Source organism: Qipengyuania pacifica (genome assembly GCF_019711555.1).
GTDB classification, from domain to species: Bacteria; Pseudomonadota; Alphaproteobacteria; order Sphingomonadales; family Sphingomonadaceae; genus Qipengyuania; species Qipengyuania pacifica.
Genome location: NZ_JAIGNQ010000003.1, coordinates 412800 through 434931 on the forward strand (window position 1 = coordinate 412800; position 22132 = coordinate 434931).

Consider the following 22132-nt stretch of genomic DNA (forward strand, 5'->3'; position numbering starts at 1 on the left):
TTCAGCCCACTTTCCGTAGAAGAATTTGCAATGAGAGCCCACACGCGGCATGTGCCGCCAAGCCAAATCTGAACAGGCGCAGAGGCGCTCAGCCCCCTATCCACTCTTGGGAGTTTATCATATGATTTTCACTCGTCTTGCCCGCAAGAACAACGCGGCCTCGACCCTGGCCCTGGCAGTTTCGATCGCCGCAGGCGGCATGGTCGCAGCCAGCGCATTCGAAGCGCCGGCGTTTGCCCAGAAGGAAAAGAAGAGCCAGCCGAAATATTCGAAGGCATTCATCGAAGCGTACAAGCCGCTTGAAACGATGGCATCGGCCGAGCCGGTGGATTACGCATCGATCAAGGCGGCTGTCCCGGGCCTGGTAGCCGCGGCTGAAAACAACGACGATCGCTTCGCCGCAGGCAGCTTCATCTATGCGACGGCCGTGAAGGCAGAAGATCAGCCAACCGCGCTGCAGGGCATGGAAATGATGCTGCAGAGCGGCAACGTTCCGGCTGAAAATCTTGGCCAGTACAACTTCGTGGCCGGCCAGCTCGCTTATGCGGCGAACGATTACGCCAAGGCGCGCCCCTATTTCGAAGCGGCAGCCGAAGCAGGATATACCGAGCGTGATCCTTTGATCTTCGTGGCGGAAAGCTACTTTGCCGAAGATCAGGCCCAGCAGGGACTGAACTATCTGAGCCAGATCATTGAAAGCAAGGTCGCTGCTGGCGAGCCGGTCGATGAAGCGTGGCTGAAGCGCGGGCTTGCACAGGCTTACAACAACAATCTCAAGGAAGAGGCCAACAAGTATTCGACCTGGTATGTCAGCCAGTATCCGAGCGATCAAAGCTGGGGCGATGCGGTGGCAATTCAGTTGAACACTGGGGGCTACCAGCAGCCGGAAACGCTCGATCTGCTGCGCCTCGGTCAGCGCGCGGGGGCCCTGCGTGATGGCAATGTGTACCGCGAGTATGTCGATGCGGCAGACTATCGTCGTCTCCCTGCCGAAGTGGTAGCCGTGATTGATGAAGGCTATGCCAAGGGCTCGCTCGACAAGACCGACCCGTACATCACCGACACGCGCGAGCAGGCCGCTAGCCGTGCAGAGGCCGACCGCGCCGATGCGGACAAGCTGATCGCGGATGCGAACAAATCCGGTGCCACGCTTTCGACGGTCATGGCTGCTGGCGACACCATGCTCGGCCTGAAACGCCCGGCCGATGCGGAAGCGATGTATACCAAGGCTCTGTCCATGCCGAGTGCTGACAAGGGCATGGTTTCGACCCGCCTTGGCATCGCGCAGTTCGACCAAGGCAAGTTTGCCGAGGCTGAAACGACCTTCAAGTCGGTCAATGGCACGCGCAAGCCGATCGCCGATCTTTGGGCTGCCTATGCCAGCCAGAAGGCAAGCGGCGGAGCGTAACACTCCAATCCAACAGATTAAGAAAGGGCGCGAACTCCGGTTCGCGCCCTTTTTCGTCAGCGGAGCCGTTTCACATAGAGATGATTGTTCTCGCGCCGTTCGACCTGGAACTGGTCGATGGACTGGAAGAGGTCCGATAGCCGCTTGAACCCATAGTTGCGAACATCGAAGCTGGATCGGTTGCCGGCGATATTGCCGACCTCGCTAAGCGACGCGAAGCCGTTCTCGTCGCGTTTCGCGGCTTTCCATGCGGTCCCGAGAAGCTCGACGAGTTCATCGTCAATCCCCGATTTACCCGGAGCGGCCTCCGACTTGGGCGCATCCGGTTCGTCCGAGGCGCTTTTGATCAAAGCATCGATGTCGATGAAGCGAGTGCACGCGCTCTTGAATGCGGCGGGCGTTTTGCTGGTACTGCCGAAACCGTAGACGATCAGGCCGTCCTGCCTGAGCCGGGTGACCAGCGGGGTAAAGTCGCTGTCCGAGCTCATGATGCCGAAGCCATCGACCTTGCCCTGATAGAGAAGGTCGATCGCATCGATCGTCATGGCCATGTCGGTAGCGTTCTTGCCTGCTGTCAGATCGAACTGCTGCTGCGGGCGAATGCCGTATTTGTGGGTAATCTTGTCCCAGTTGGCGAGGTTGTTCTTGGCAAAATTGCCATAGGCTCGCTTGATATTGACCTGCCCGAGTTCCGCCATGACGGTGAGGACGGGATCGATACCCTTGGGGCTGGTGTTGTCCGCGTCGATGAGCAGGGCGATGTTCTTGAGGCCGGAATCTGACATGGCGCACACATGGCCGCCACCGGTGCCGGGCGCAAGTCAGGAGGCGGGGAGAAATTCCCCGCTTTTCTCGTCGAGCAGATGCAGCACGCCATCGGAAATTGCGAAATAGGCTCCGCGCAGTCTGAGGCTGCCGTTCGCTTCCTTTTCCTGCACGCAAGGGAAGGTCCGCAGATTGGCAAGGCTCACCTTGACGGCAGCCATTTCCATCGCGCGCTCGGCGTCGCGTCCAACGGTACCCTTTTCAGCCGCGATCGGTTCACGCACGTCGTCCAGCATGTCGATCCAGTGGGCCACGAAGCCGCCTTCGCCGAGGCGGTTGCCATGCAGATTCTGCGTCAGCGCCGCCTGACAGCCGCCGCACATGCCGTGACCCATCACGACGACTTCGCGGACCTTGAGGAACTGGACGGCAAATTCGAGCGCGGCAGAAACACCGTGCTGGCCGGGCGTCGTTTCGAACGGCGGCACCAGAGCGGCGACATTGCGCACCACGAAAATCTCGCCCGGATCGACATCGAATATCTGCGCCGGATCGACCCGGCTATCCGAACAGGCAATCACCATAACCTGGGGTGACTGGCCTTCCTTGAGCTGTTCCCACCGCTCGTGCTGACGCTTCCAGTCGCCGCTGCGGAAGCGGCCGTAGCCGTCGATCATTTCATCGAAAGTCTTCATATCGCTCCGCTGCCCCGATTTCGTGAGCGATGCAAGAGGCCTCGCGCATAGCTATGCGGGTTGCGGGAGAGGGGGAGGGAGCCTAGATGGGCGCCGATATGAACGACCTTTCTTCCGCACCCCAGCCCGAGGGCGAACGCCCCAAAATGCAGCGCAAGCCCGATTGGATTCGGGTGAAGGCTCCTGTCAGCAAGGGCTATCAGGAAACGCGCAAGCTGATGCGAGAGCTCAACTTGCATACGGTTTGCGAAGAAGCGGCCTGCCCGAATATCGGCGAATGCTGGACCAAGAAGCACGCGACGGTGATGATCCTGGGCGACACCTGCACGCGCGCCTGCCGGTTCTGCAACATCAAGACCGGCATGCCGATGCCGGTCGACCCGCTTGAACCGGAACATACCGCCACTGCGGCGGCGGCGATGGGGCTCGAGCATATCGTGATCACCAGCGTGGATCGCGACGATCTGCCGGACAGAGGCGCGGGCCAGTTCGTCAAGGTGATCAACGCGCTGCGTCGGGAGACGCCGAATACCACGATCGAAATCCTGACCCCCGATTTCAAAGGGCGCATGAAGCAGTCGATCGAGGAAATCTGCGAGGCCGGGCCAGACGTGTTCAATCACAATCTGGAAACAGTGCCGCGGCTTTATCCGACCATCCGGCCTGGAGCGCGATACTATGCTTCCCTTCGTCTGCTCGAGGAGGTGAAAGCGCATAATCCGCTGATCTTCACCAAATCAGGTATCATGCTCGGCCTCGGCGAAGCGCGTCTCGAGGTGCATCAGGTAATGGACGACATGCGCAGCGCCGATATCGATTTCATTACCATGGGCCAGTATCTCCAGCCCACGCCCAAGCATGCCAAGGTCGAGGAATTCGTCACGCCGAAGCAATTCGCCGCTTATGGCTCGATCGCCCGGGCCAAGGGCTTCCTGCAGGTGGCATCGAGCCCGCTCACGCGGTCCAGCTATCATGCCGGTGACGACTTCGCCCAAATGCGCGCGGCGCGGGAAGCGAAGCTGGCCAAGCAGAGTGCGTGATGCCCGGCATTCGCGAAAAGCGGCGACTGCCGTATAGCCAGGAGCAGATGTTCGATCTGGTTGCCGACGTCGGCAACTATGGGAAGTTCCTTCCGTGGGTAGTCGCAACGCGGGTACGCAGCGACAGCGAAACGGAAATGGTTGCGGACATGCTCGTCGGCTTCAAGGCCATTCGTGAAAAGTTCACCTCGCGCGTGCTGAAGCAGCGCCCTGATCACATCGAAGTGATTTACGTCGACGGTCCGTTGAAGGATCTGGATAACAACTGGACGTTCAGCCCGACCGAAGACGGCGGGTGCGAGATAGACTTCTGCGTCGATTTCACGTTCCGCAATGCCGTGTTCGAAGCACTGGCCGGTCAGTATTTCGACCGCGCGTTCCGTAAGATGGTGCAGGCTTTCGAAGACCGGGCGGATGAACTCTACGGACGCGAGAACGCGGCGGCCAATCTCTAGGGTAGCAGCAGATCCAGAGCGCAGAGTGTCGCTTCGCGGCGGATGCTGGCGCGAGAGATCGGTTCGAAAAGTTTAAGTTCGCCCTCGGGCTCGCTTTCCGTACCGCGTACGACTCGCGCGAACACGACCGTGCCTACCGGCTTGAGGTCGGTACCTCCATCCGGCCCGGCAACTCCGCTGATTGCGACAGCGATATCCGCGTGAGAGCGTTCGAGAGCGCCTTTTGCCATGGCCCATGCGCATGCGATCGAAACCGCGCCGAACGTTTCGATTATTTCAAGTGGGACGCCCAAGCTTTCCTGCTTGGCCTCGTTCGAATAGGTGACGAAACCGCGATCCAGCACGGCTGACGATCCCGGTATTTCAGTAAGTGCGGCTGCGACCAGCCCACCGGTGCAGCTTTCCGCCAGCACGACTTTACGGTTGGCAGCCCTGTTTTCTTCGACAACCCTGCGCGCCAGGCTTTCGATTTCTTCGGGGAGGAGCGCCGAAGACATTACCCGTCCACGTCGCATACTGCCGGCTGCCTGTTACCGGTCACATCCATCACAAACGTCAGCAGTCCGCCGAGATTTTCCGGCGGGAGGGGCGAAAGCAGCTCCATTGCCCGTTCGATCTTGCCGCAGTCAGCCGGCTTGATGGATTCGCCCAACTTCTGTGCCAGGATCGCATCGACGAAGGGACGCAGCGCTTCCGGCGGCAGGTTCTGTACCATCTCGCGCATGCCGGCATCGTCTACCTGCTCCTTTCCGCTGGTGGCAAAAACCATGACGGCGCGCATGGCGCCCGGCCAGCGCTCTGCCTGCATGGCTTCATAAGGGGCGACGAAAGCCTGGCCCTGGGTAGCGAAGAAGCCATTGGGTGAAAGTTGGGCTGAACATGATGCACGAAAGCCATTCGCAATGACCGGCACAGCGTAGATGGCAGCGTCGGTCAGATCCTGCGGAGCAATGCATTCCTGAGCCGAGGCAGCCTGAGCCTGTAGTAATGCTAGGCTGGCCACGGCCGCGGTGATCATTTTTCTGCCGGTCGCACTCTGCATGTTCTTATTCCTTGATGACTGTCGCTATTGCCTGCGCCGCTATTCCTTCGCCGCGACCCGTAAGACCGAGACGTTCCGTCGTCGTGGCCTTTACCGATACGAGCGCGATGTCAACGCCAAGCAGATCGGCAATTCGTGTTCGCATGGCGTCGCGGTGCGGGCCGATCTTCGGTGCTTCGCAGATAATCGTCAGATCGACGTTGCCGACACCATAACCGGCTTCCCGAACAAGCCTGGCCGCGTGTTCTAAAAACCGGTCACTGCTGGCGCCTTTCCACCGGGGATCGCTGGGAGGGAAATGGCTGCCGATATCGCCATTCGCCACTGCTCCGAGCAGTGCATCGACGATGGCATGCAGGGCGACATCGGCATCACTATGGCCGGAAAGCCCTTTGGAATGATCGAGGCGGATACCGCCGAGCCAGAGTTCCTCACCTTCGACGAGGCGGTGGACGTCGAAGCCCATGCCGATCCGAATGCTCGGCTGTTGAACCATGAAATCCTCCGCGAAGGTCAATTTAGCGAGACGTTCATCGCCCTGAACATGAGCCACAATGCCACCATTTGCACGCAGGACCTGCGCGTCATCACCGGCACTGTCTTCGTCCTTCCAGGCCTGATGTGCACGGAAAATTGCATCAAAGCGAAATGCCTGCGGGGTCTGTACGCGCCGAAGCTGTTCACGTGGGGCGGTGCCGCTCATCACGCCGTCGTTCTCGACTGAGAGGCTGTCGATCACCGGCAGGACGGGTATTGCACCTGAGTGATGCTCCAGCGCGGCGAGCAGGCGTTCGATCACCGGGAGGGGCAGATCCGGCCGGGCTGCATCGTGGATCAGGATACGTTCGGCGCTTTCGACGGCGGCGAGAGCCTTCTTCACGGATTGCTGACGCGTCGTGCCGCCCGTTACCAGTGCAAACCCTTCCAATCCCGCCAACGCGTCCAGCACCGCCTGTTCGCCATCCGGCGGGACAGCGATTACGAGCGGACGAGCCCCTGCATCGAGCAGCGTTTCGACAGAATGGCGCAAAACCGGTTTGCCGCGCCACATCGCGAACTGTTTGGGAAGCGGTTGACCGGCGCGAAGCCCCTTGCCGGCGGCAACGACTATCGCGGCGAACGAGGGGAGGGTGGGGGCGTCGTCCATAGGTAGCAGCGCGCTAGCGGCTTGCCGTTTTAGCTGCAACGCACTATGTGCCTGCCCAATATTTAGGCAATGATTTCCGGCATGACGATGACCCCTCTTCCTCCGGCTCCGCCGAAGCCCATTTTTGTCGGCGACGTGTCGATCGACACGCCGGTCGTGCTTGCGCCTATGACGGGCGTCACTGACTTGCCGTTCCGCAAGTTGGTGCGCCGTTATGGTTCAGGTCTCAACGTGACCGAAATGATCGCAAGTGAAGCGGCGATCCGCGAAACACGGCAAAGCGTTCAGAAGGCTGCCTGGGACGCGACCGAAGAACCTGTTTCGATGCAGCTTGTCGGGTGCGATCCTGTCAGCATGTCAGAGGCAGCCAAGCTTCAGCAGGACAACGGCGCTGCGATAATCGACATCAACTTCGGTTGTCCGGTGCGAAAGGTCGTCGGACAGTTGGCGGGCTCCGCTCTGATGCGTGAAGTGCCGCTGGCGACGAAGCTTATGGAAGCGACGGTCAAGGCGGTGGACGTCCCGGTTACGGTGAAAATGCGCATGGGTTGGGATCATGCTGATCTCAATGCCCCGGAACTCGCGCGCATTGCCCAGGATCTCGGCGTCAAAATGATCACCGTACACGGCCGCACGCGCAATCAGATGTACAAGGGCAGCGCAGACTGGGCATTCATTCGCAAGGTCAAGGATGCGGTTTCAATTCCAGTGATTGCCAACGGCGACATCTGCACCATCGAAGATGCGGCGAAGGCGCTCGATCAATCCGGCGCGGACGGTATCATGATCGGTCGCGGGGCTTATGGGAAACCCTGGCTGCTGGGTCAGGTGATGCATTGGTGGCGCACCGGCGAAGTGCTGGAAAGCCCGAGTGTGGACGAACAGTTCGAAACGCTGATCGAACACTATCGTATGATGCTGGACCATTATGGCGAAGATGTCGGCACCAAGATCGCACGCAAGCACCTTGGCTGGTACACCAAGGGACTGCACGGTTCCGCCGAGTTCAGGAATTTCGTCAACTTCATCGACGACCCCATGAAGGTTCTCGATGAGATCGAACGGTTCTACGAACCCATGTTGCAGCGAAGGGCCGCGTGAGCACGCCCGCTGGTGCGCCTGACGCGCGCGACCAGCTAGCGTCGCTTATCTTTGCAGTGTTGTTACTCGATGAAGACGACAAGATCGTCGAAGCCAACCATGCTGCCGAAGAAATGCTCGGTCGCAGTGCTCGCAAATTGTCCGAAAAACGTTTCTGGGACGTAGTGGGAATTTCCGATCAACGCCTGAGCGATCGGTTACAGTCCAACGATGCGCAGATCGTGGCGCGTGGTGCGACCATCGCCACTGCGATCGGCGATCGCCGGGTGAATATCAGCAGTTCGCCAATGCCTGGCGAGAACGGATGGCGGGTCCTTACCCTGTCTGATGCCGGGCAGCCGGAAAATGACGAAGACGAAACCGAACGCGTCGAATTGCGTGCCCCGGCAGTGCTGGCCCATGAAATCAAGAACCCGCTTTCCGCGATCCGCGGCGCAAGCCAATTGCTGGCGCGGCGGGTTGCGGGCAAGGACAAGCCGCTGGCGCAAATGATTTCTACAGAAGTGGACCGCATTGCGCAGCTCGTCGACCGCATGCAGCAATTGGGCGCGAAGCCGGTAGAGATCACGGGGCCGTGCAATCTCCACGCTGCGATCCGCAATGCCATGGCTACGGTCAGGGCAGCGCGCACCACGGCATGCGAACTGGAAGAAGAATTCGATCCCTCTTTGCCACCCGTCGCTGCCGATCAAGGCGCGCTGGAGCAGGTTCTGATCAACCTGATCGCGAATGCCTGCGACGCGTGTGCCGGAGTGTCAGAGCCGAAAGTTCGCGTACGTACCCGGTTCGTCAGCGGGCTCGTTTTCAATACGATACGCTTCGGCAAGGCGACCAGGCTGCCGATCGAGATAACCGTGACCGACGGTGGCCCAGGGATCGATCCTGCGCTGCGCGATCATGTTTTCGAGCCTTTCGTATCGAGCAAGCCACATGGTCAGGGACTTGGACTGGCCCTGGTCCGCAAGCTTCTTCGCGACATGGGGGGGCGCATTTCGCACGAGCGGGATGAGCGCGCGGGTGAAACGCATTTCCGCATCAATCTGCCGATAGCGGCAGGGTAGGGGACCGATGAGCCACGCAGTTCTGCTGGTCGAAGACGACAAGAGCATCGCCACGGTCATTACCGAGGCGCTGCGCGAGGACGGGTTCGAGGTTACCGCCTGCGAGAGCATCGAACGGCGCGATGTGCTGCTCGGCCATGGTCGGTTCGATGTCATGCTGACAGATGTAATGCTGCAGGATGGCGATGGCCTGGCGTCGATCGACGCGGTCCGGCGCGCCGCCCCCGACATGCCCGTGATCGTTCTGTCGGCTCAGAATACGCTGGATACGGCAGTCCGCGCCAGCGACAGCGACGCGTTCGAGTATTTTCCCAAGCCGTTTGATCTCGATGAACTTATGCAGGCGGTTGCGCAGGCGGTTGCAAACCGTCCGTCGGTAGAGGGCGTCGAGGGGCCGGAAGAAAGCACGTTGCCACTGATCGGGCGCAGTCCCGCCATGCAGGGCGTGTTCCGGATGATCACCCGCGTCCTGAGGAACGATCTAACGGTCCTGATTACCGGCGAGAGTGGCACAGGCAAGGAGCTGGTGGCGGAAGCCATCCACGAGCTCGGTTCGCGCAAGACGGGGCCGTTCGTGGCGGTCAACATGGCAGCCATTCCGCACGATCTTCTTGAAAGCGAGCTCTTCGGTCACGAGCGCGGGGCCTTCACCGGAGCTGTCAGCCAACAGATCGGCAAGTTCGAGCAGGCCAATGGCGGGACGCTGTTCCTCGACGAAATCGGGGACATGCCGGCCGAAGCGCAAACGCGGCTGTTGCGCGCATTGCAATCTGGCAGGATTCGCCGGGTCGGAGGGCGGCAGGAAATCGGCGTAGATGTACGCATCGTCGCGGCGACCAATCGTGATCTGGTGCCGATGATCGGCGAAGGGCGCTTTCGCGAGGACCTCTATTATCGCCTGAACGTGGTTCCGATCCATCTCCCGCCGTTGCGGGAGCGATCGGAGGATGTCGGCGCGCTGGTTCGCCATTTCCTTGGACAGGCCGCGAGCGAGGGTCTGCCCAACCGACAAGCGAGCCTGGGAGCGATCGAAGCCCTCGAGGCACGCGAATGGCGGGGAAATGTACGCGAACTACGTAATGCGATCTTTCGCCTTGCCCTGATGGCGCGCGAGGACGTGATCGATCGTTCTGCTGTCGACGATTTATTGCCAGCGGTTCGAAAGCCCGAGGGTGAAAGCGCCAAACATGGTCTTGAAGCGGCGCTCGAAGCATGGTTCGACGAAGCTCGTCCGGTGGATGGCGGTGTGTATCATGCGGCGCTCGCTGCTTTCGAAAAGCCGCTGTTCGAGCACACACTCCAGCGGACGCAGGGAAACCAGTTACGCGCGGCACGCATGCTAGGCATAAATCGCAACACCCTGCGAAAACGCCTCTCTGAGCTTGATATTACACCAGAAAATTTCGCGCGCCGGAGTTGATGCCGCGCGAACTGGCGACAGCCGGCCACAATTTGTCGAATTTATACTTGCAAATGTGCAACACTCCCGTTGTATGCCCGCCACGATGGCGTCAGGCGTAGAAGTACCAAGGAATCAGACTCCTCGCTGGTGGCGCAGATTCATTGTGACGTCGCGCCGCAAGAATATATTCGCCTATATCGAAATCGCTGCCGCGATCGCTATTGTGGTTATCGGGGCCAGCACTTGGGCCACTTTCACCAATGCACCGCCCGACGGCGCCTTGCTGCCGTCCCGGCAGGTCGCCGGGCTTCTGATCGGCATGCTGATCCCTTCGATGGCACTGCTGGTCCTCGCGGGCCGCAGGATTGCTTTGAGGCGAGCGGCGGGAAGTACCGCGCGGCTTCACGTGCGGCTGGTATTCTTTTTCTCGATGATTGCCGCCGTTCCGACATTGATGGTCGCCGGCTTCGCCGCGTTCCTGTTCCAGTCGGGCGCCGATTTCTGGTTTTCGGACGATTCACGTGGCCTGATGGAAAACGCCAATAGGCTCGCCGACAGCTACTATGAGGAAAACCAGCTTGATCTGGCCAATGAAACGATTTCGATGGCTATGGACATGCGCTCCATTCTTGGACGCGTCGAATTGACAGATCCGAATTTCGCCTTGGTTTATCAGTACCAGGCGGAACCTCGCGATGTGATGGAAAGCGCAATTCTGCAGGCGATGCCCGACAGGTCGATGCGCACAGCGGTTGTCTACGGACTAAATGAGGACAGCGACCCTCGAGCGTTTGCGCAGCAATCGTTCGCACGACTGAATGCTGGAGAACAGGTTGCGGTCCGGGGAAGTCCTCAACGGATCGAAGCAGTTGCACCGATCGATCGCGACACGGGTATCTATCTCTATACAGCGCGCAATGCCGAAGCCGGGACCTTTCGCAGTTGGCAGACCGCTCGCTCGATTTCCAGCAAGTACAACGAACTGACGAAACGGGCCCGGGCCCTTCAACTGCGCTTTAATCTGGCGCTGTTTTTCGTGTCCCTTGCTCTGGTGGGCCTCGCCGTCTGGTTCGCGCTTCGCTTTGCCGACCGACAGGTCGAGCCGCTTACCGATCTGGTGGCGGCCGCGCGCAAGGTCGGGGCGGGTAATTTCGCGCTTCGCGTCGAAGGACGGACGGGCGCCGATGAGATCGGGTTGCTGAACCGCGCCTTCAACCGGATGACCGCTCAGTTGGAAAAGCAGACCGATGCGCTGCTCTCTGCAAATACCGAGCTGGAAGAGCGGCGTAGCTTCATTGAAGCGGTTCTTGAATCTGTGAGTGCGGGCGTGATTTCAGTCGATACCGACCTGAATGTGCTCCTGATGAACGCACCGGCGCAGGCTATGCTGGAAAACGATGCCTCACCGCAGGAGTTGCCCAGCACGCTCGATGATCTTGCACCGCAGATTGGCGCAATGGTCAGGGCCGGCCTGACCAGAGGCGTCGTGTCGCATAACCGCAGGGGCGAATTGCTGACGCTGGCGGTCAAGATCGGTCGCGAAAGTGACGGACATGTCATTACGTTTGAAGACATTACCCGGCAGCTTCTCGATCAACGGCAGGCCGCATGGTCCGATGTTGCCCGCAGGATTGCTCACGAAATCAAGAACCCGCTGACCCCCATTCAGCTCGCGACGGAGCGATTGAAGCGCAGATACCGCAAACAGATCGCACAAGATGGCGAGTTGTTCGATGAATTGACCAGCACGATCGTTCGGCAGGTGGGTGATCTCCGGAAGATGGTGGATGAATTCTCCAGCTTTGCGCGACTGCCCAAACCAAGTTTCCGCCCTGAGGACATGCTCGATCTGGTCAGGCAGTCGCTGTTCCTCCAGGAAGTCGCGCACCCCGATGTCGATTACCGGTTGGAAGCGCCACATGATGGCCCGATACGCATGCAATGCGACAGGCACCAATTGGGCCAGGCGCTGACCAATACGCTCAAGAATGCTTACGAAGCGATTGAAACCAAACTCCAGTCGTCCGACGTCGATTACCGCGGCAAGATCCTGATCGCGGTCGAGCCGGGCGAGGATTCGGTAATCGTCTCGGTGCAGGATAACGGAATTGGGTTGCCGCAGGACCGGGTCAACATTCTCGAACCTTATGTGACCACGCGCGAAAAAGGCACCGGTCTGGGTTTGGCGATCGTCAACAAGATCGTCGAGGAACACGGCGGTGAAATGACGTTCACCTCGGTTGAAACCGGCGGCACGCGCGTAACAATGCGATTTGCACGCGATCCGCTCGCCAAGAATGGCGACGGGCAGCACACAGGATAGATGAAGGATAAGGCCGTATGGCGTTAGACATTCTGATCGTCGATGACGAACGCGACATCCGCGAACTGGTCGCGGGGGTCCTGAGTGATGAGGGCTACGAGTGCCGCACCGCGGCCGATAGTACTTCTGCGCTTGAAGCGGTCGACACAAAGCGACCCAGCCTGGTGCTGCTGGACGTATGGCTACACGGTAGCCAGATGGATGGGCTCGAGGTTCTCGATGCCATCAAGGTACGTGAACCCGATTTGCCCGTCATCATTTTCTCCGGTCACGGCAATATCGACACGGCCGTCAGTGCCGTCAGTCGCGGCGCCGTCGACTTCATCGAGAAGCCATTCGAAGCGGAACGTCTGCTTTACCTGGTCGAGCGAGCAACGGAGACGGAAAGGCTTCGCCGCGAGAATACGCGGTTGCGCGAGAACGAGTCGCAGATCGACGAGTTCACGGGCAATTCGGCAGTCATAAATGCTGTGCGGGCAACGCTGAAGCGCGTCGCAAGCACCGGCAGTCGTGTTCTGGTGACCGGACCCGCAGGGGCCGGCAAAGAAGTGGCTGCGCGTCTGCTCCACAGCTGGAGCCCGCGGGCGGACAAGGCCTTTGTCATCGTCAATTCCGCGCGCATCACCCCCGAACGGTTTGAAGAGGAACTGTTCGGGGAAGAGGCAGATGGCAAGCTGGTGCGGCCAGGCCTGCTGGAGACTGCCGACGGAGGCACGCTCTATCTGGATGAAGTCGCGGACATGCCGCTTTCCACACAGGCGCGCATTCTACGTGTTCTGACAGAACAGAGTTTCGTGCGGGTCGGGGGGACTCGACAAATCGGTGTAGACGTCCGCGTCGTCTCATCGACGTCGCGCGACCTCGCAAACGAAATGGAAGAGAAGCGGTTTCGCGAAGACCTCTTCTATCGTTTGAACGTGGTGCCGGTGGAAGTCCCATCTCTGGCCGAGCGCCGGGACGACATCCCGTCGTTGGCCGATGGGTTTTTCGCGCGTTATGCAACCGAACAGGGATTGCGCCCGCCGACAATCAGCGAAGAAGCCATGGCGGCTCTGCAAGCATACGACTGGCCGGGCAATGTGCGCCAATTACGCAATGTCGTCGAGCGGACGATCATCCTGACACCGCGAGAAAACCTGGAGCAGATCGAGGTCGATATGCTTCCCGAAGAAGTACTTGGCGGGAAAATCGGCGCTAACGGCGGTGTCGGAGCAATGATGGGTGCCCCGTTACGCGAGGCGCGCGAGAACTTCGAGAGAGAATATCTTACCGTCCAGATTCGCAGATTTTCAGGCAATATCTCTAAGACGGCGACTTTCATCGGGATGGAGCGATCGGCTCTGCACCGGAAACTGAAGCTGCTTGGTATGGTCGAGCGCAAGGGATCCGATCGTAAGAGTTGAACAGGATCGCAAAGTTGCGCGATTTTATTCGAAACTAGGATTGCGTTGCGTTGTTATGAGTATTCAACCACATTAGGTTTGTTCGCGAAGAACTTGCGGACACCCCGGGCGTGGTGGGCGCCCAGATTGCGGTTCTAAGACGGGCCGCCAAAAAACGGGAAAGAATATGTCCGGCGAACGAACACTCTCTGCGCGGCCACGACCCAAGCCGCCTCAGCCCGAACACCGGGCGCGTCCGCAAAACCTGCAGGACGCCTTTTTGAACCTCTTGCGAAAGAACAAGTCTCCCGTGACCATGTTTCTGGTCAAGGGAGTCAAGCTTCAGGGCATCGTCACGTGGTTCGATAATTTCTCCATCCTGCTTCGTCGGGATGGGCAGTCGCAACTGGTCTACAAGCATGCGATCAGCACGATCATGCCAGCACAGCCGGTTGATACGGAACAGTTCGGCAGCCAGAGTTCTGGCGCGAAGCAGCGTCTGCTTCAGGATGTTTTCCTGAGCCGGGTCAGCCAAGCCGAAGCGCAGGTAACAATGTTCTTGGTCAATGGGGTGATGCTGCAGGGCAGGATTGCCGCCTACGATCTGTTCTGCATGCTGTTAGAACGCGACGGGTATGTTCAACTCGCGTATAAGCATGCCGTGTCGACGATCCAGCCGGCTACGGCGGTCGATCTGACGGAAGAATGGGAAGAGGACGACTCCTGAGTTTCGACGATGATCTGATGGGAGAGGTATCCCGCGGGGCGCGGGCACTCGTGGTGTGCCCGGACATCCGTGGGATGGCCTACGATCTGGATGCCCAATCCCGGCTGGCCGAAGCTGAAGGCCTTGCGCTTGCCATCGGGATTACGATCGCGGAAAGTTTCGTGCTGCCTGTAAGGGAGGTGCGACCCAATCTGTTGTTCGGGGCCGGGCAGGTCGACAACATCGCCATTGCTTGCGAACAGAACGAAGCCGAACTTGTGGTGGTTGACGGGGCGCTAACCCCGATCCAGCAGCGTAACCTCGAAGACAAGCTTTCCCGCAAGGTAATCGATCGAACCGGCCTCATCCTCGAAATATTCGGGGAGCGTGCTGCGACCGCCGAAGGGCGTTTGCAGGTAGAGCTGGCGCATCTGGACTATCAGCAGAGCCGGCTCGTACGTAGCTGGACTCACCTCGAACGCCAGCGCGGTGGCTTCGGTTTTCTCGGCGGTCCGGGCGAGACGCAGATCGAAGCCGACCGGCGAATGATCCGCCAGCGTATGGGCCGCTTGCGCAAGGAACTCGAGCAGGTTCGCAAGACCCGCGGCTTGCATCGCGAAAGGCGCGAACGGGCTCCTTGGCCAGTGGTCGCCCTTGTCGGATACACAAACGCCGGCAAATCGACGCTGTTCAACCACCTCACCGGCGCCACAGTCATGGCGGAAGATCTGCTATTCGCGACACTCGATCCGACAATGCGGGCAATAGCCTTGCCAGGCGTCGAAAAGGCAATCCTGTCGGATACAGTGGGCTTCATCTCCGATCTGCCGACACAGTTGGTCGCCGCTTTCCGCGCCACGCTGGAGGAAGTGACGTCGGCCGACGTCATCTGCCATGTGCGGGATATTTCAAACCCTTCGACGGCCGCACAGAAAGCGCAGGTCCTGGATGTATTGCGCGATCTTGGCGTTATCGATGGGGAAGGAGATACGTCGATCCCGATCCTGGAGGTCTGGAACAAATGGGACCTGCTGAACGACGACGACGCGGAAGAACTGGGCGAGCAGGTCGAAGCTGACGACGACATTGTCGCCATGTCTGCGTTGACTGGAGACGGTGTCGATACTTTGCTCGATCGTCTCGGAAGCATGTTGACCCGCAACGCTACTCTTCGAAGCTTCGAGGTGCCCGCCAGCGATGGCCGCCGCATTGCCTGGCTGCATGCGCATGGCGAAGTGCTTGAAGATGTCGAAGCGGAAACCGATGGTTCCAACCGCCTCATCACTGTTCGGCTCAATCCCAAGGAAATGGGCCAGTACGAGGCGCTCGATTAACCGATCTGTGCTTTTGCACGTTGCCAGTAAAGCTCCTGCGTATCGAGATCGAGTTCGGCGAAATCCTTGCCGTCGCTTCGAGCCAGTTCTTCCATCTTCTTGAACCGACGTTCGAACTTGCCGTTCGATGCACGTAGAGCCTGTTCCGGATCGACCCCGTATCGGCGCACGATGTTGACCGCTACGAACAGCACATCGCCGGCTTCCATAAGCCTGTCCCGTTCGGTTTCGGCAAGCGCCAGTTCGCCCAATTCTTCATGAAGTTTCTGGATCGGACCCTCGATATCGGGCCATTCGAACCCGATACGTGCAGCCCGCTTCTGAAGCTTGTCCGAGCGGAGTAGCGCGGGCAGGGCAAGCGCTACGCCGTCCACCGCGCTGGTCGATCCGGCAGCAGCGCGTTCCGCCGCCTTGATCTCTTCCCAGCGGCTGTCTTCCATGATCCCGCCTTCGTCGCCAAAGATGTGGGGATGACGTGCCTCCATCTTGTCGGAGATGTCACGCGCGACGTCTTCATAAGAAAAGTCGCCCGATTCCTCGGCCATTCGCGCGTGGAAGACGACTTGAAACAGCAGATCGCCAAGTTCGCCACGCAGCTCGTCCATGTCGGCCCGCTCGATGGCGTCGGCGACCTCGTAAGCCTCTTCGATGGTATAAGGCGCTATCGTCGAGAAGGTCTGCGCTCTATCCCACTCACAGCCGGCCTTCGGGTCGCGCAGTCGCGCCATGATCCTCAATAGTCGGTCGGTCTGATGGGACATGGGCCAATCCAAAGGCTAGGGTTTTGGGCTGATCGATCCTGCGGACCGGACCCGCGGATTTACGCGTCGATCATCTCGCGATCGAATTCGCCGGCATTGTTCTGGATGAAATTGAACCGGTGTTCGGGGTTGCGTCCCATCAACTGATCGACGAGTTCCTTCACCACTGCACGCTGTTCGAATTCGACGGGCAGGGTAATGCGGATCAGGCTCCGGCTTTCAGGGTTCATGGTCGTTTCGCGCAGCTGGGCCGGATTCATCTCGCCTAGACCCTTGAAGCGACCGACTTCGACTTTCTTGCCCTTGAAAACCGTTTCTTCCAATTCCTTGCGATGCGCGTCGTCGCGTGCATACCGACTCTCCTTACCGGCTGTCAGGCGATAAAGCGGAGGCTGCGCAAGGTAGAGGTGCCCATTGCGCACGACATCGGGCATTTCCTGGAAAAAGAACGTCATGAGCAACGTGGCGATGTGTGCGCCGTCGACGTCGGCATCGGTCATGATGATGATGCGATCGTACCGTAGTTGTTCGGGATCGCAATCCTTGCGTGTGCCGCACCCCATGGCGAGTGAGAGATCGGCGATTTCGCTGTTGGCACGGATTTTGTCGGCGGTGGCGGATGCGACGTTCAGAATTTTACCGCGGATCGGGAGGATTGCCTGAGTCTTGCGATTGCGCGCCTGCTTGGCGCTGCCGCCTGCGCTGTCGCCTTCAACGATGAAAAGTTCGGTCTCACCATCGCCTTCGCCCGAACAGTCGGTGAGCTTGCCCGGCAGGCGCAGCTTCTTGGCATTGGTTGCGGTCTTGCGCTTGATCTCGCGCTCCTGCTTGCGACGCAGGCGCTCGTCCATTCGCTCCATGACCTGCCCGAGTAGGGCTTTGCCCCGATCCATATTGTCGGAGAGGAAATGGTCGAAATGATCGCGAACGGCGTTTTCCACCAGTCGCGCAGCCTCTGGCGAAGTAAGCCGGTCCTTGGTCTGGCTCTGGAACTGGGGGTCGCGAATGAAGACACTGAGCATGACCTCGGCGCCAGTCATTACGTCGTCGGCAGTAAGGTCCTTGGCCTTTTTCGCTCCTGTCAGTTCGCCGAAGCCACGCAGTCCCTTGATGAGCGCCGCGCGGAGCCCCTGTTCATGCGTTCCGCCATCGGGGGTGGGCACGGTGTTGCAGTACCAGCTTGTCGATCCGTCCGAATAGAGCGGCCATGCGATGGCCCATTCGACACGGCCAGCCTCGTCGGGGAAATCCTGATTGCCCGCGAAAGGCTGCGTAGTAACGCATTCACGTCCGCCGAGCTGTTCGGCAAGATGATCGGCCAGACCGCCGGGAAACTTGAACACGGCTTCTGCCGGCACGTCTTCGCTGGCCAGACTTTCGGCGCATTTCCAGCGGATTTCGACGCCTGCAAAGAGATAGGCCTTTGAACGGGCGAGCTTGAACAGGCGCTTGGGACTGAACTGGCGGTCGCCGAATATTTCGATATCGGGGACGAAGCTGACCGTCGTCCCACGCCGATTGGGGGTGGGGCCGAGTTCTTCCAGCGCGCCCAAGGTCTGCCCCTTGGAAAAGCTCTGCGCGTAAAGCTGCTTGTCACGCGCGACCTCGACCCGCGTATCGCTGGACAGGGCGTTCACGACCGAAACGCCGACGCCGTGCAGGCCGCCGCTGGTGGCGTAGGCCTTGCCAGAGAATTTGCCTCCGGAGTGCAGCGTGGAGAGGATGACCTCGAGCGTGGATTTGCCCGGGAATTTGGGGTGTTCGCCCACCGGCATACCGCGTCCGTTGTCCGAGACGGTTACGCGATTGCCTTCGTCGAGCCGCACCTCGATCCGCGTGGCATGCCCGGCTACTGCCTCGTCCATCGAATTGTCGAGTACTTCGGCGACAAGATGGTGCAGCGCGCGGTCGTCGGTCCCGCCGATATACATGCCGGGCCTGCGGCGAACGGGTTCGAGGCCTTCCAGAACCTCGATCGAGGAAGCGTCGTAATCGCCGCTGGAAGTGGGCGTGTTTTCGAACAGATCGTCGGACATGGCTGCTGCTATATCGCGCCGATCTGTCCGCCTACAAGCGCCCCGGCCAGGTTATCCGCTCTGCTTAGAACCGGGCAGGCGCGTTATCGACCACGACGACCGACCCATTGCGTACTTCGCGTACTTCAAAAGCACGTTCGACCATTCCGTTGCGACCGAAGCGGAACGCCCCATCCAGCCCCAGAAAACCGTCCGACGCGAGCAACTCGCTTTCGGGAAAATCCCGTCCGACACGCCAGTCGCGCGCAACCCGCAAGGTCAGTAGCACGGCGTCGTATCCAAGGGTCGCGATGCGATAGGGCTGGCTGCCGAAGCGCGCCTCGTAACTGTCCACAAACCGTTTGTAACGCGCGTCCGATATGGCCGAGAACCATGCGCCGCCCAATGCCGAGGCCCGAGTGACCGCGCTTTCTCCGCTCCACAATTCGGTGCCGAGAAGGCGGGTCTTGTCGCCGCCACCGGAAGGATTGAGCACACCAGCCGCCTGTGCCGCGAGACGCGCGCCATCTGCGATCAGGACCGCATCATAGCCCCCATGCGATTTGAGGCGCTGGGCCGCGCTGACGATGGAGGTATTGCCGCGGGCATACCGTTCGGTCCACACCACTTCTCCGCCAAAGGCGGACACGGCCTGGCGCATGGCATTTTCTGCTCGGGCGCCATATTCACCATCGGGCGCGATAACGGCAAACCTCTGCGCACCCTTGCTGCGCGCGTACTGGATGGTACGCATGATCGACTGGTCGGGAATCTGGCCCATGATGAACACGTCGGGGCCCGCAGCGCTGATATCGTTGGAAAAAGATATGACCGGCACGTCAGCCGCGCGGGCAGAGGCAACGACCGACCGGATGTTCGAACCGAGTAGTGGGCCGAGGATGAGCTTGTTGCCTTCCGCAATAGCCTGCTGCGCAGCGGCCTCCGGGCCTTTCGCTGTATCATAGGTCGTGATGCGAAGATTGTCGGCGTTCGTGTCGAGCAGCGCCATGGTGGTTGCATTGGCAATCGACTGGCCGACCGGGCCGTTCTGGCCGGTCATTGGCACGAGCAATGCGATGCGGTGCCGCGTTTCATCGCTTGGCAGGCTTTCGGTCGGTTCCGGTGCGGGCGTCTGGGCCACGGGGCCGGGGCGTTCTGCACCCTTTGGAATCACCGCGCAGGCGCCCAGCAATGCTGCCAGCCCCACGGTAACCATTGCCCGACGGTCGATAGTCCAGCGCTTCATCTTGCCGCATCCCTCATTCTTGGTTCATGGGTGAACGGTGTCCGATGCAACTTCACCCGAAAACCGATCCCTTACACCGGGGCTCTATATCGTCTCCACCCCGATCGGCAATCTCGGCGATATTACGCTGAGAGCGGTCGAAGTGTTGCGACAATGCGACGGCGTCGCGTGCGAGGATACCCGCGTAACGGGCAAGCTGCTAAAACATCTGGGTATTTCGAAACCGATGTGGCGCTATGACGATCATAGCGAACATCGCGACCGAACGCGCCTGGTCGAATCCATGCGATCGAAAGCGGTCGCACTGGTCAGCGATGCAGGCACGCCGATGGTATCGGATCCGGGCTATCGCCTCGTCAACGACTGCCGGGCCGAGGGCATTCCGGTGACCGCCCTTCCCGGGGCTTGCGCTGCTATTAGTGGCCTAGCCCTGTCCGGATTGCCGAACGACCGGTTCCTGTTCGCCGGTTTCCTGCCGAGTAAGGAAAAGGCGAGGCGAGAGATCTTGGATGAGCTTGCGGCAGTAGACGCCACACTGGTATTCTACGAAACCGCGCCGCGACTGACGAAATCTCTAGCGGCGATCGAAGCGGCATTGCCTGATCGTGAAGTTGCCGTGGCGCGCGAAATCACAAAGCTTCACGAGGAACTGCGCCGCGGGCTGCCATCCGGTCTGCTGGCATATTATGATGCCAACCCGCCCAAAGGCGAAATCGTGTTGTTGGTCGGGCCCCCACCGGAAAGCATTGCCAGCGAAGAAGATGCCGATGCTATGCTTCGGAATGCGTTGAGGACGATGAAAGCCTCGCAGGCCGCGGCTCAGGTGGCCAAAGCAACCGGGATGGATCGCAAGACGTTATATGCCCGCGCGATGGAACTCCGCTCGGCATGAAGCGCCAATCGGCGGAGAAGAATGGCCGCGACGGTGAAGCGCGTGCAGCCTTCTGGCTTCGGGCGAAAGGATGGCAGATCCTCGACCAGCGGGTCAAAACGCCCGTCGGCGAGATCGATCTGGTCGCCAAGCGCGGCTCGATCATCGCCTTCGTGGAGGTGAAATGGCGAAAACGGGGCGTCGACCTCGATCATGCGATCGACGAATATCGTCTTTCCCGCGTCGCCGCAGCGGTCGAAGCGGCGGCGCATCGTTATGCTGTGAATGGTGAAGACATCCGGATCGACGTAATCCTCCTTGCGCCCGGTAGCTTCCCTCGCCACATCGCCAATGCCTGGCAGCCCTGATCGCTGAATGGGCGCCAGATGATCGGAGAATAAAATGTCGCTACGCGTCGCCGTCCAGATGGACCCGCTCGAGAACATCAACATTGCGGGCGACAGTTCCTTCGCCCTGATGCTGTCGGCGCAGGCGCGAGGGCACGAACTCTGGCATTATGATGTGACCAGCCTTGCCTACGAAAGCGATGGGACACCCCATGGCCGGATTACTGCGCATGCCGCGCCGGTAACAGTGCAGCGCGATGCAGGAAATCATTTCAGCGCGGGAGAGCGCCGACGCATCGACCTGGCGCAAGACATCGACGTAATCCTGATGCGCCAGGATCCGCCCTTTCATCTCGGCTATATCAGTGCGGCGCTGCTGCTCGATCGCCTGAAGGGAAAGACGCTCGTTGCCAACGACCCGCGAGAAGTCGTGAACGCCCCCGAGAAGATGTTCGTGCTGGACTATGCGCAATATATGCCGCCGACGCTCGTCGCACGCCACGTGGATGATCTGCGAGCATTCCAGAAAAAACACGGATCGGTCGTGGTGAAGCCTCTTCACGGCAACGGTGGCAAGGCGATCTTCAGGATCGACGAGTCCGGTACGAATCTTTCGGCCTTGTCCGAGGTGTTCGATCAAACCTGGCCGGAACCGCACATGGTGCAGCCTTTCCTTCCTGAAGTGAGTGAAGGCGACAAACGCATCGTACTGGTCGATGGCGAGTTTGCCGGCGCAATTAACCGCTTCCCAGGCGAAGGCGAGTTTCGTTCCAATCTTGCTCAGGGCGGTCATGCCGAAGCGACGGAGCTGACTGCGCGGGAAGAGGAAATCTGCGCGGCGATGGGGCCTGAACTCAAGCGGCGCGGGCTCGTCTTCGTTGGCATTGATGTGATCGGAGGCAAGTGGCTGACGGAGATAAATGTCACCTCGCCTACGGGAATCGTTGCGATCGACAGATTCAACGGCACGGATACGGCCGGGCTCATATGGGATGCGATCGAACGCCGTCATGCCGCAATGTAGGACCATC

21 protein-coding genes are annotated in these 22132 nt (G+C 59.9%); 13 read left to right on the forward strand and 8 right to left on the reverse strand.

The annotated features are described in order from the left end of the window. Window positions 1-121: 121 nt before the first annotated feature. Window positions 122-1408 (forward strand): hypothetical protein, encoded by a 1287-nt coding sequence (locus K3177_RS11700; protein WP_221598388.1) that lies wholly within the window; start codon window positions 122-124, stop codon window positions 1406-1408. A gap of 56 nt (window positions 1409-1464) precedes the next feature. Here K3177_RS11700 and K3177_RS11705 read toward each other — a convergent pair whose 3' ends face one another. Beyond that, entirely contained in the window at window positions 1465-2193 is a 729-nt protein-coding gene (locus tag K3177_RS11705) for an NYN domain-containing protein (RefSeq protein WP_103025061.1), read from the reverse strand. A gap of 36 nt (window positions 2194-2229) precedes the next feature. Further along, the gene (locus K3177_RS11710) at window positions 2230-2868 is read right to left on the reverse strand and encodes a carbonic anhydrase (RefSeq protein WP_221598389.1); all 639 of its coding nucleotides are present in this window, start codon (window positions 2866-2868) and stop codon (window positions 2230-2232) included. 98 nt (window positions 2869-2966) lie between these two features. On the opposite strand from K3177_RS11710, the gene lipA reads away from it, so the two are divergent. Together lipA and K3177_RS11720 are read left to right on the forward strand one after the other, a co-directional pair. Further along, a complete protein-coding gene (lipA, locus tag K3177_RS11715) occupies window positions 2967-3908 on the forward strand; it encodes a lipoyl synthase (protein ID WP_103025091.1) in 942 nt (313 codons plus the stop codon). Then, complete coding sequence (locus K3177_RS11720; RefSeq protein WP_103025059.1) at window positions 3908-4363, forward strand: type II toxin-antitoxin system RatA family toxin; 456 nt, start codon at window positions 3908-3910, stop codon at window positions 4361-4363. Before lipA ends, K3177_RS11720 begins: the two co-directional genes overlap by 1 nt. On the opposite strand, the gene K3177_RS11725 is transcribed toward K3177_RS11720, so the two are convergent. From K3177_RS11725 to K3177_RS11735, 3 genes are read right to left on the reverse strand one after another with little or no spacing between them, the layout of a single operon-like run. Continuing rightward, a complete protein-coding gene (locus tag K3177_RS11725; RefSeq protein ID WP_103025058.1) occupies window positions 4360-4860 on the reverse strand; it encodes a CinA family protein in 501 nt (166 codons plus the stop codon). The genes K3177_RS11720 and K3177_RS11725 overlap by 4 nt on opposite strands. After that, window positions 4860-5405, reverse strand: a complete 546-nt coding sequence (locus K3177_RS11730; protein WP_221598390.1) for a hypothetical protein — start codon at window positions 5403-5405, stop codon at window positions 4860-4862. Before K3177_RS11730 ends, K3177_RS11725 begins: the two co-directional genes overlap by 1 nt. A gap of 4 nt (window positions 5406-5409) precedes the next feature. After that, a complete protein-coding gene (locus K3177_RS11735) occupies window positions 5410-6552 on the reverse strand; it encodes a bifunctional 2-C-methyl-D-erythritol 4-phosphate cytidylyltransferase/2-C-methyl-D-erythritol 2,4-cyclodiphosphate synthase (protein ID WP_221598391.1) in 1143 nt (380 codons plus the stop codon). A gap of 81 nt (window positions 6553-6633) precedes the next feature. Between K3177_RS11735 and dusB the strand changes: the two genes are divergently transcribed. From dusB to hflX, 7 genes are all read left to right on the forward strand, one after another. Continuing rightward, window positions 6634-7653 (forward strand): tRNA dihydrouridine synthase DusB, encoded by a 1020-nt coding sequence (dusB, locus tag K3177_RS11740; protein ID WP_221598392.1) that lies wholly within the window; start codon window positions 6634-6636, stop codon window positions 7651-7653. Then, entirely contained in the window at window positions 7650-8714 is a 1065-nt protein-coding gene (locus K3177_RS15550; RefSeq protein ID WP_221598393.1) for a two-component system sensor histidine kinase NtrB, read from the forward strand. The genes dusB and K3177_RS15550 overlap by 4 nt, the downstream gene beginning before the upstream one ends. A 7-nt stretch (window positions 8715-8721) precedes the next feature. Beyond that, window positions 8722-10134: a sigma-54-dependent transcriptional regulator gene (locus K3177_RS11750; RefSeq protein ID WP_221598394.1), complete on the forward strand. Its 1413-nt coding sequence runs from the start codon at window positions 8722-8724 to the stop codon at window positions 10132-10134. 85 nt (window positions 10135-10219) lie between these two features. After that, window positions 10220-12439 (forward strand): sensor histidine kinase, encoded by a 2220-nt coding sequence (locus K3177_RS11755; RefSeq protein ID WP_221598395.1) that lies wholly within the window; start codon window positions 10220-10222, stop codon window positions 12437-12439. 17 nt (window positions 12440-12456) lie between these two features. Next, window positions 12457-13842, forward strand: a complete 1386-nt coding sequence (ntrX, locus tag K3177_RS11760) for a nitrogen assimilation response regulator NtrX (RefSeq protein ID WP_103025052.1) — start codon at window positions 12457-12459, stop codon at window positions 13840-13842. A gap of 166 nt (window positions 13843-14008) precedes the next feature. After that, window positions 14009-14548, forward strand: coding sequence for an RNA chaperone Hfq (gene hfq, locus K3177_RS11765; protein WP_221598396.1), 540 nt, complete (start codon window positions 14009-14011; stop codon window positions 14546-14548). Between the two features lie 17 nt (window positions 14549-14565). After that, a complete protein-coding gene (hflX, locus tag K3177_RS11770) occupies window positions 14566-15861 on the forward strand; it encodes a GTPase HflX (RefSeq protein WP_173830110.1) in 1296 nt (431 codons plus the stop codon). Here the strand turns inward: hflX and mazG are convergent. The 3 genes from mazG to K3177_RS11785 all read right to left on the reverse strand — a co-directional run bounded on the left by mazG (window position 15858) and on the right by K3177_RS11785 (window position 19883). Further along, window positions 15858-16622 (reverse strand): nucleoside triphosphate pyrophosphohydrolase, encoded by a 765-nt coding sequence (mazG, locus tag K3177_RS11775; protein ID WP_221598397.1) that lies wholly within the window; start codon window positions 16620-16622, stop codon window positions 15858-15860. The two genes, hflX and mazG, sit on opposite strands and share 4 nt — an antisense overlap. Before the next feature lie 59 nt (window positions 16623-16681). After that, window positions 16682-18658, reverse strand: a complete 1977-nt coding sequence (parE, locus tag K3177_RS11780) for a DNA topoisomerase IV subunit B (protein ID WP_221598398.1) — start codon at window positions 18656-18658, stop codon at window positions 16682-16684. 64 nt (window positions 18659-18722) lie between these two features. After that, window positions 18723-19883 (reverse strand): penicillin-binding protein activator, encoded by a 1161-nt coding sequence (locus K3177_RS11785; protein WP_221598399.1) that lies wholly within the window; start codon window positions 19881-19883, stop codon window positions 18723-18725. A gap of 37 nt (window positions 19884-19920) precedes the next feature. On the opposite strand from K3177_RS11785, the gene rsmI reads away from it, so the two are divergent. Genes rsmI through gshB form a run of 3 tightly spaced genes read left to right on the forward strand, consistent with a single transcriptional unit; the run spans window position 19921 to window position 22125 of the window. Next, window positions 19921-20775 (forward strand): 16S rRNA (cytidine(1402)-2'-O)-methyltransferase, encoded by an 855-nt coding sequence (rsmI, locus tag K3177_RS11790; protein ID WP_196846122.1) that lies wholly within the window; start codon window positions 19921-19923, stop codon window positions 20773-20775. Beyond that, complete coding sequence (locus tag K3177_RS11795; protein WP_221598400.1) at window positions 20772-21122, forward strand: YraN family protein; 351 nt, start codon at window positions 20772-20774, stop codon at window positions 21120-21122. The genes rsmI and K3177_RS11795 overlap by 4 nt, the downstream gene beginning before the upstream one ends. A gap of 34 nt (window positions 21123-21156) precedes the next feature. Beyond that, window positions 21157-22125, forward strand: coding sequence for a glutathione synthase (gene gshB, locus K3177_RS11800; protein WP_221598401.1), 969 nt, complete (start codon window positions 21157-21159; stop codon window positions 22123-22125). The last annotated feature ends 7 nt before the right edge of the window (window positions 22126-22132 follow it).

Coding starts and splice junctions, on each gene's coding strand:
- K3177_RS11700 (WP_221598388.1), top strand. CDS start 122: ATGATTTTCACTCGTCTTGCCCGCAAGAACAACGCGGCCTCGACCCTG.
- K3177_RS11705 (WP_103025061.1), bottom strand. CDS start 2,193: ATGTCAGATTCCGGCCTCAAGAACATCGCCCTGCTCATCGACGCGGAC.
- K3177_RS11710 (WP_221598389.1), bottom strand. CDS start 2,868: ATGAAGACTTTCGATGAAATGATCGACGGCTACGGCCGCTTCCGCAGC.
- lipA (WP_103025091.1), top strand. CDS start 2,967: ATGAACGACCTTTCTTCCGCACCCCAGCCCGAGGGCGAACGCCCCAAA.
- K3177_RS11720 (WP_103025059.1), top strand. CDS start 3,908: ATGCCCGGCATTCGCGAAAAGCGGCGACTGCCGTATAGCCAGGAGCAG.
- K3177_RS11725 (WP_103025058.1), bottom strand. CDS start 4,860: ATGTCTTCGGCGCTCCTCCCCGAAGAAATCGAAAGCCTGGCGCGCAGG.
- K3177_RS11730 (WP_221598390.1), bottom strand. CDS start 5,405: ATGCAGAGTGCGACCGGCAGAAAAATGATCACCGCGGCCGTGGCCAGC.
- K3177_RS11735 (WP_221598391.1), bottom strand. CDS start 6,552: ATGGACGACGCCCCCACCCTCCCCTCGTTCGCCGCGATAGTCGTTGCC.
- dusB (WP_221598392.1), top strand. CDS start 6,634: ATGACGATGACCCCTCTTCCTCCGGCTCCGCCGAAGCCCATTTTTGTC.
- K3177_RS11750 (WP_221598394.1), top strand. CDS start 8,722: ATGAGCCACGCAGTTCTGCTGGTCGAAGACGACAAGAGCATCGCCACG.
- K3177_RS11755 (WP_221598395.1), top strand. CDS start 10,220: ATGGCGTCAGGCGTAGAAGTACCAAGGAATCAGACTCCTCGCTGGTGG.
- ntrX (WP_103025052.1), top strand. CDS start 12,457: ATGGCGTTAGACATTCTGATCGTCGATGACGAACGCGACATCCGCGAA.
- hfq (WP_221598396.1), top strand. CDS start 14,009: ATGTCCGGCGAACGAACACTCTCTGCGCGGCCACGACCCAAGCCGCCT.
- hflX (WP_173830110.1), top strand. CDS start 14,566: ATGGGAGAGGTATCCCGCGGGGCGCGGGCACTCGTGGTGTGCCCGGAC.
- mazG (WP_221598397.1), bottom strand. CDS start 16,622: ATGTCCCATCAGACCGACCGACTATTGAGGATCATGGCGCGACTGCGC.
- parE (WP_221598398.1), bottom strand. CDS start 18,658: ATGTCCGACGATCTGTTCGAAAACACGCCCACTTCCAGCGGCGATTAC.
- K3177_RS11785 (WP_221598399.1), bottom strand. CDS start 19,883: ATGAAGCGCTGGACTATCGACCGTCGGGCAATGGTTACCGTGGGGCTG.
- K3177_RS11795 (WP_221598400.1), top strand. CDS start 20,772: ATGAAGCGCCAATCGGCGGAGAAGAATGGCCGCGACGGTGAAGCGCGT.
- gshB (WP_221598401.1), top strand. CDS start 21,157: ATGTCGCTACGCGTCGCCGTCCAGATGGACCCGCTCGAGAACATCAAC.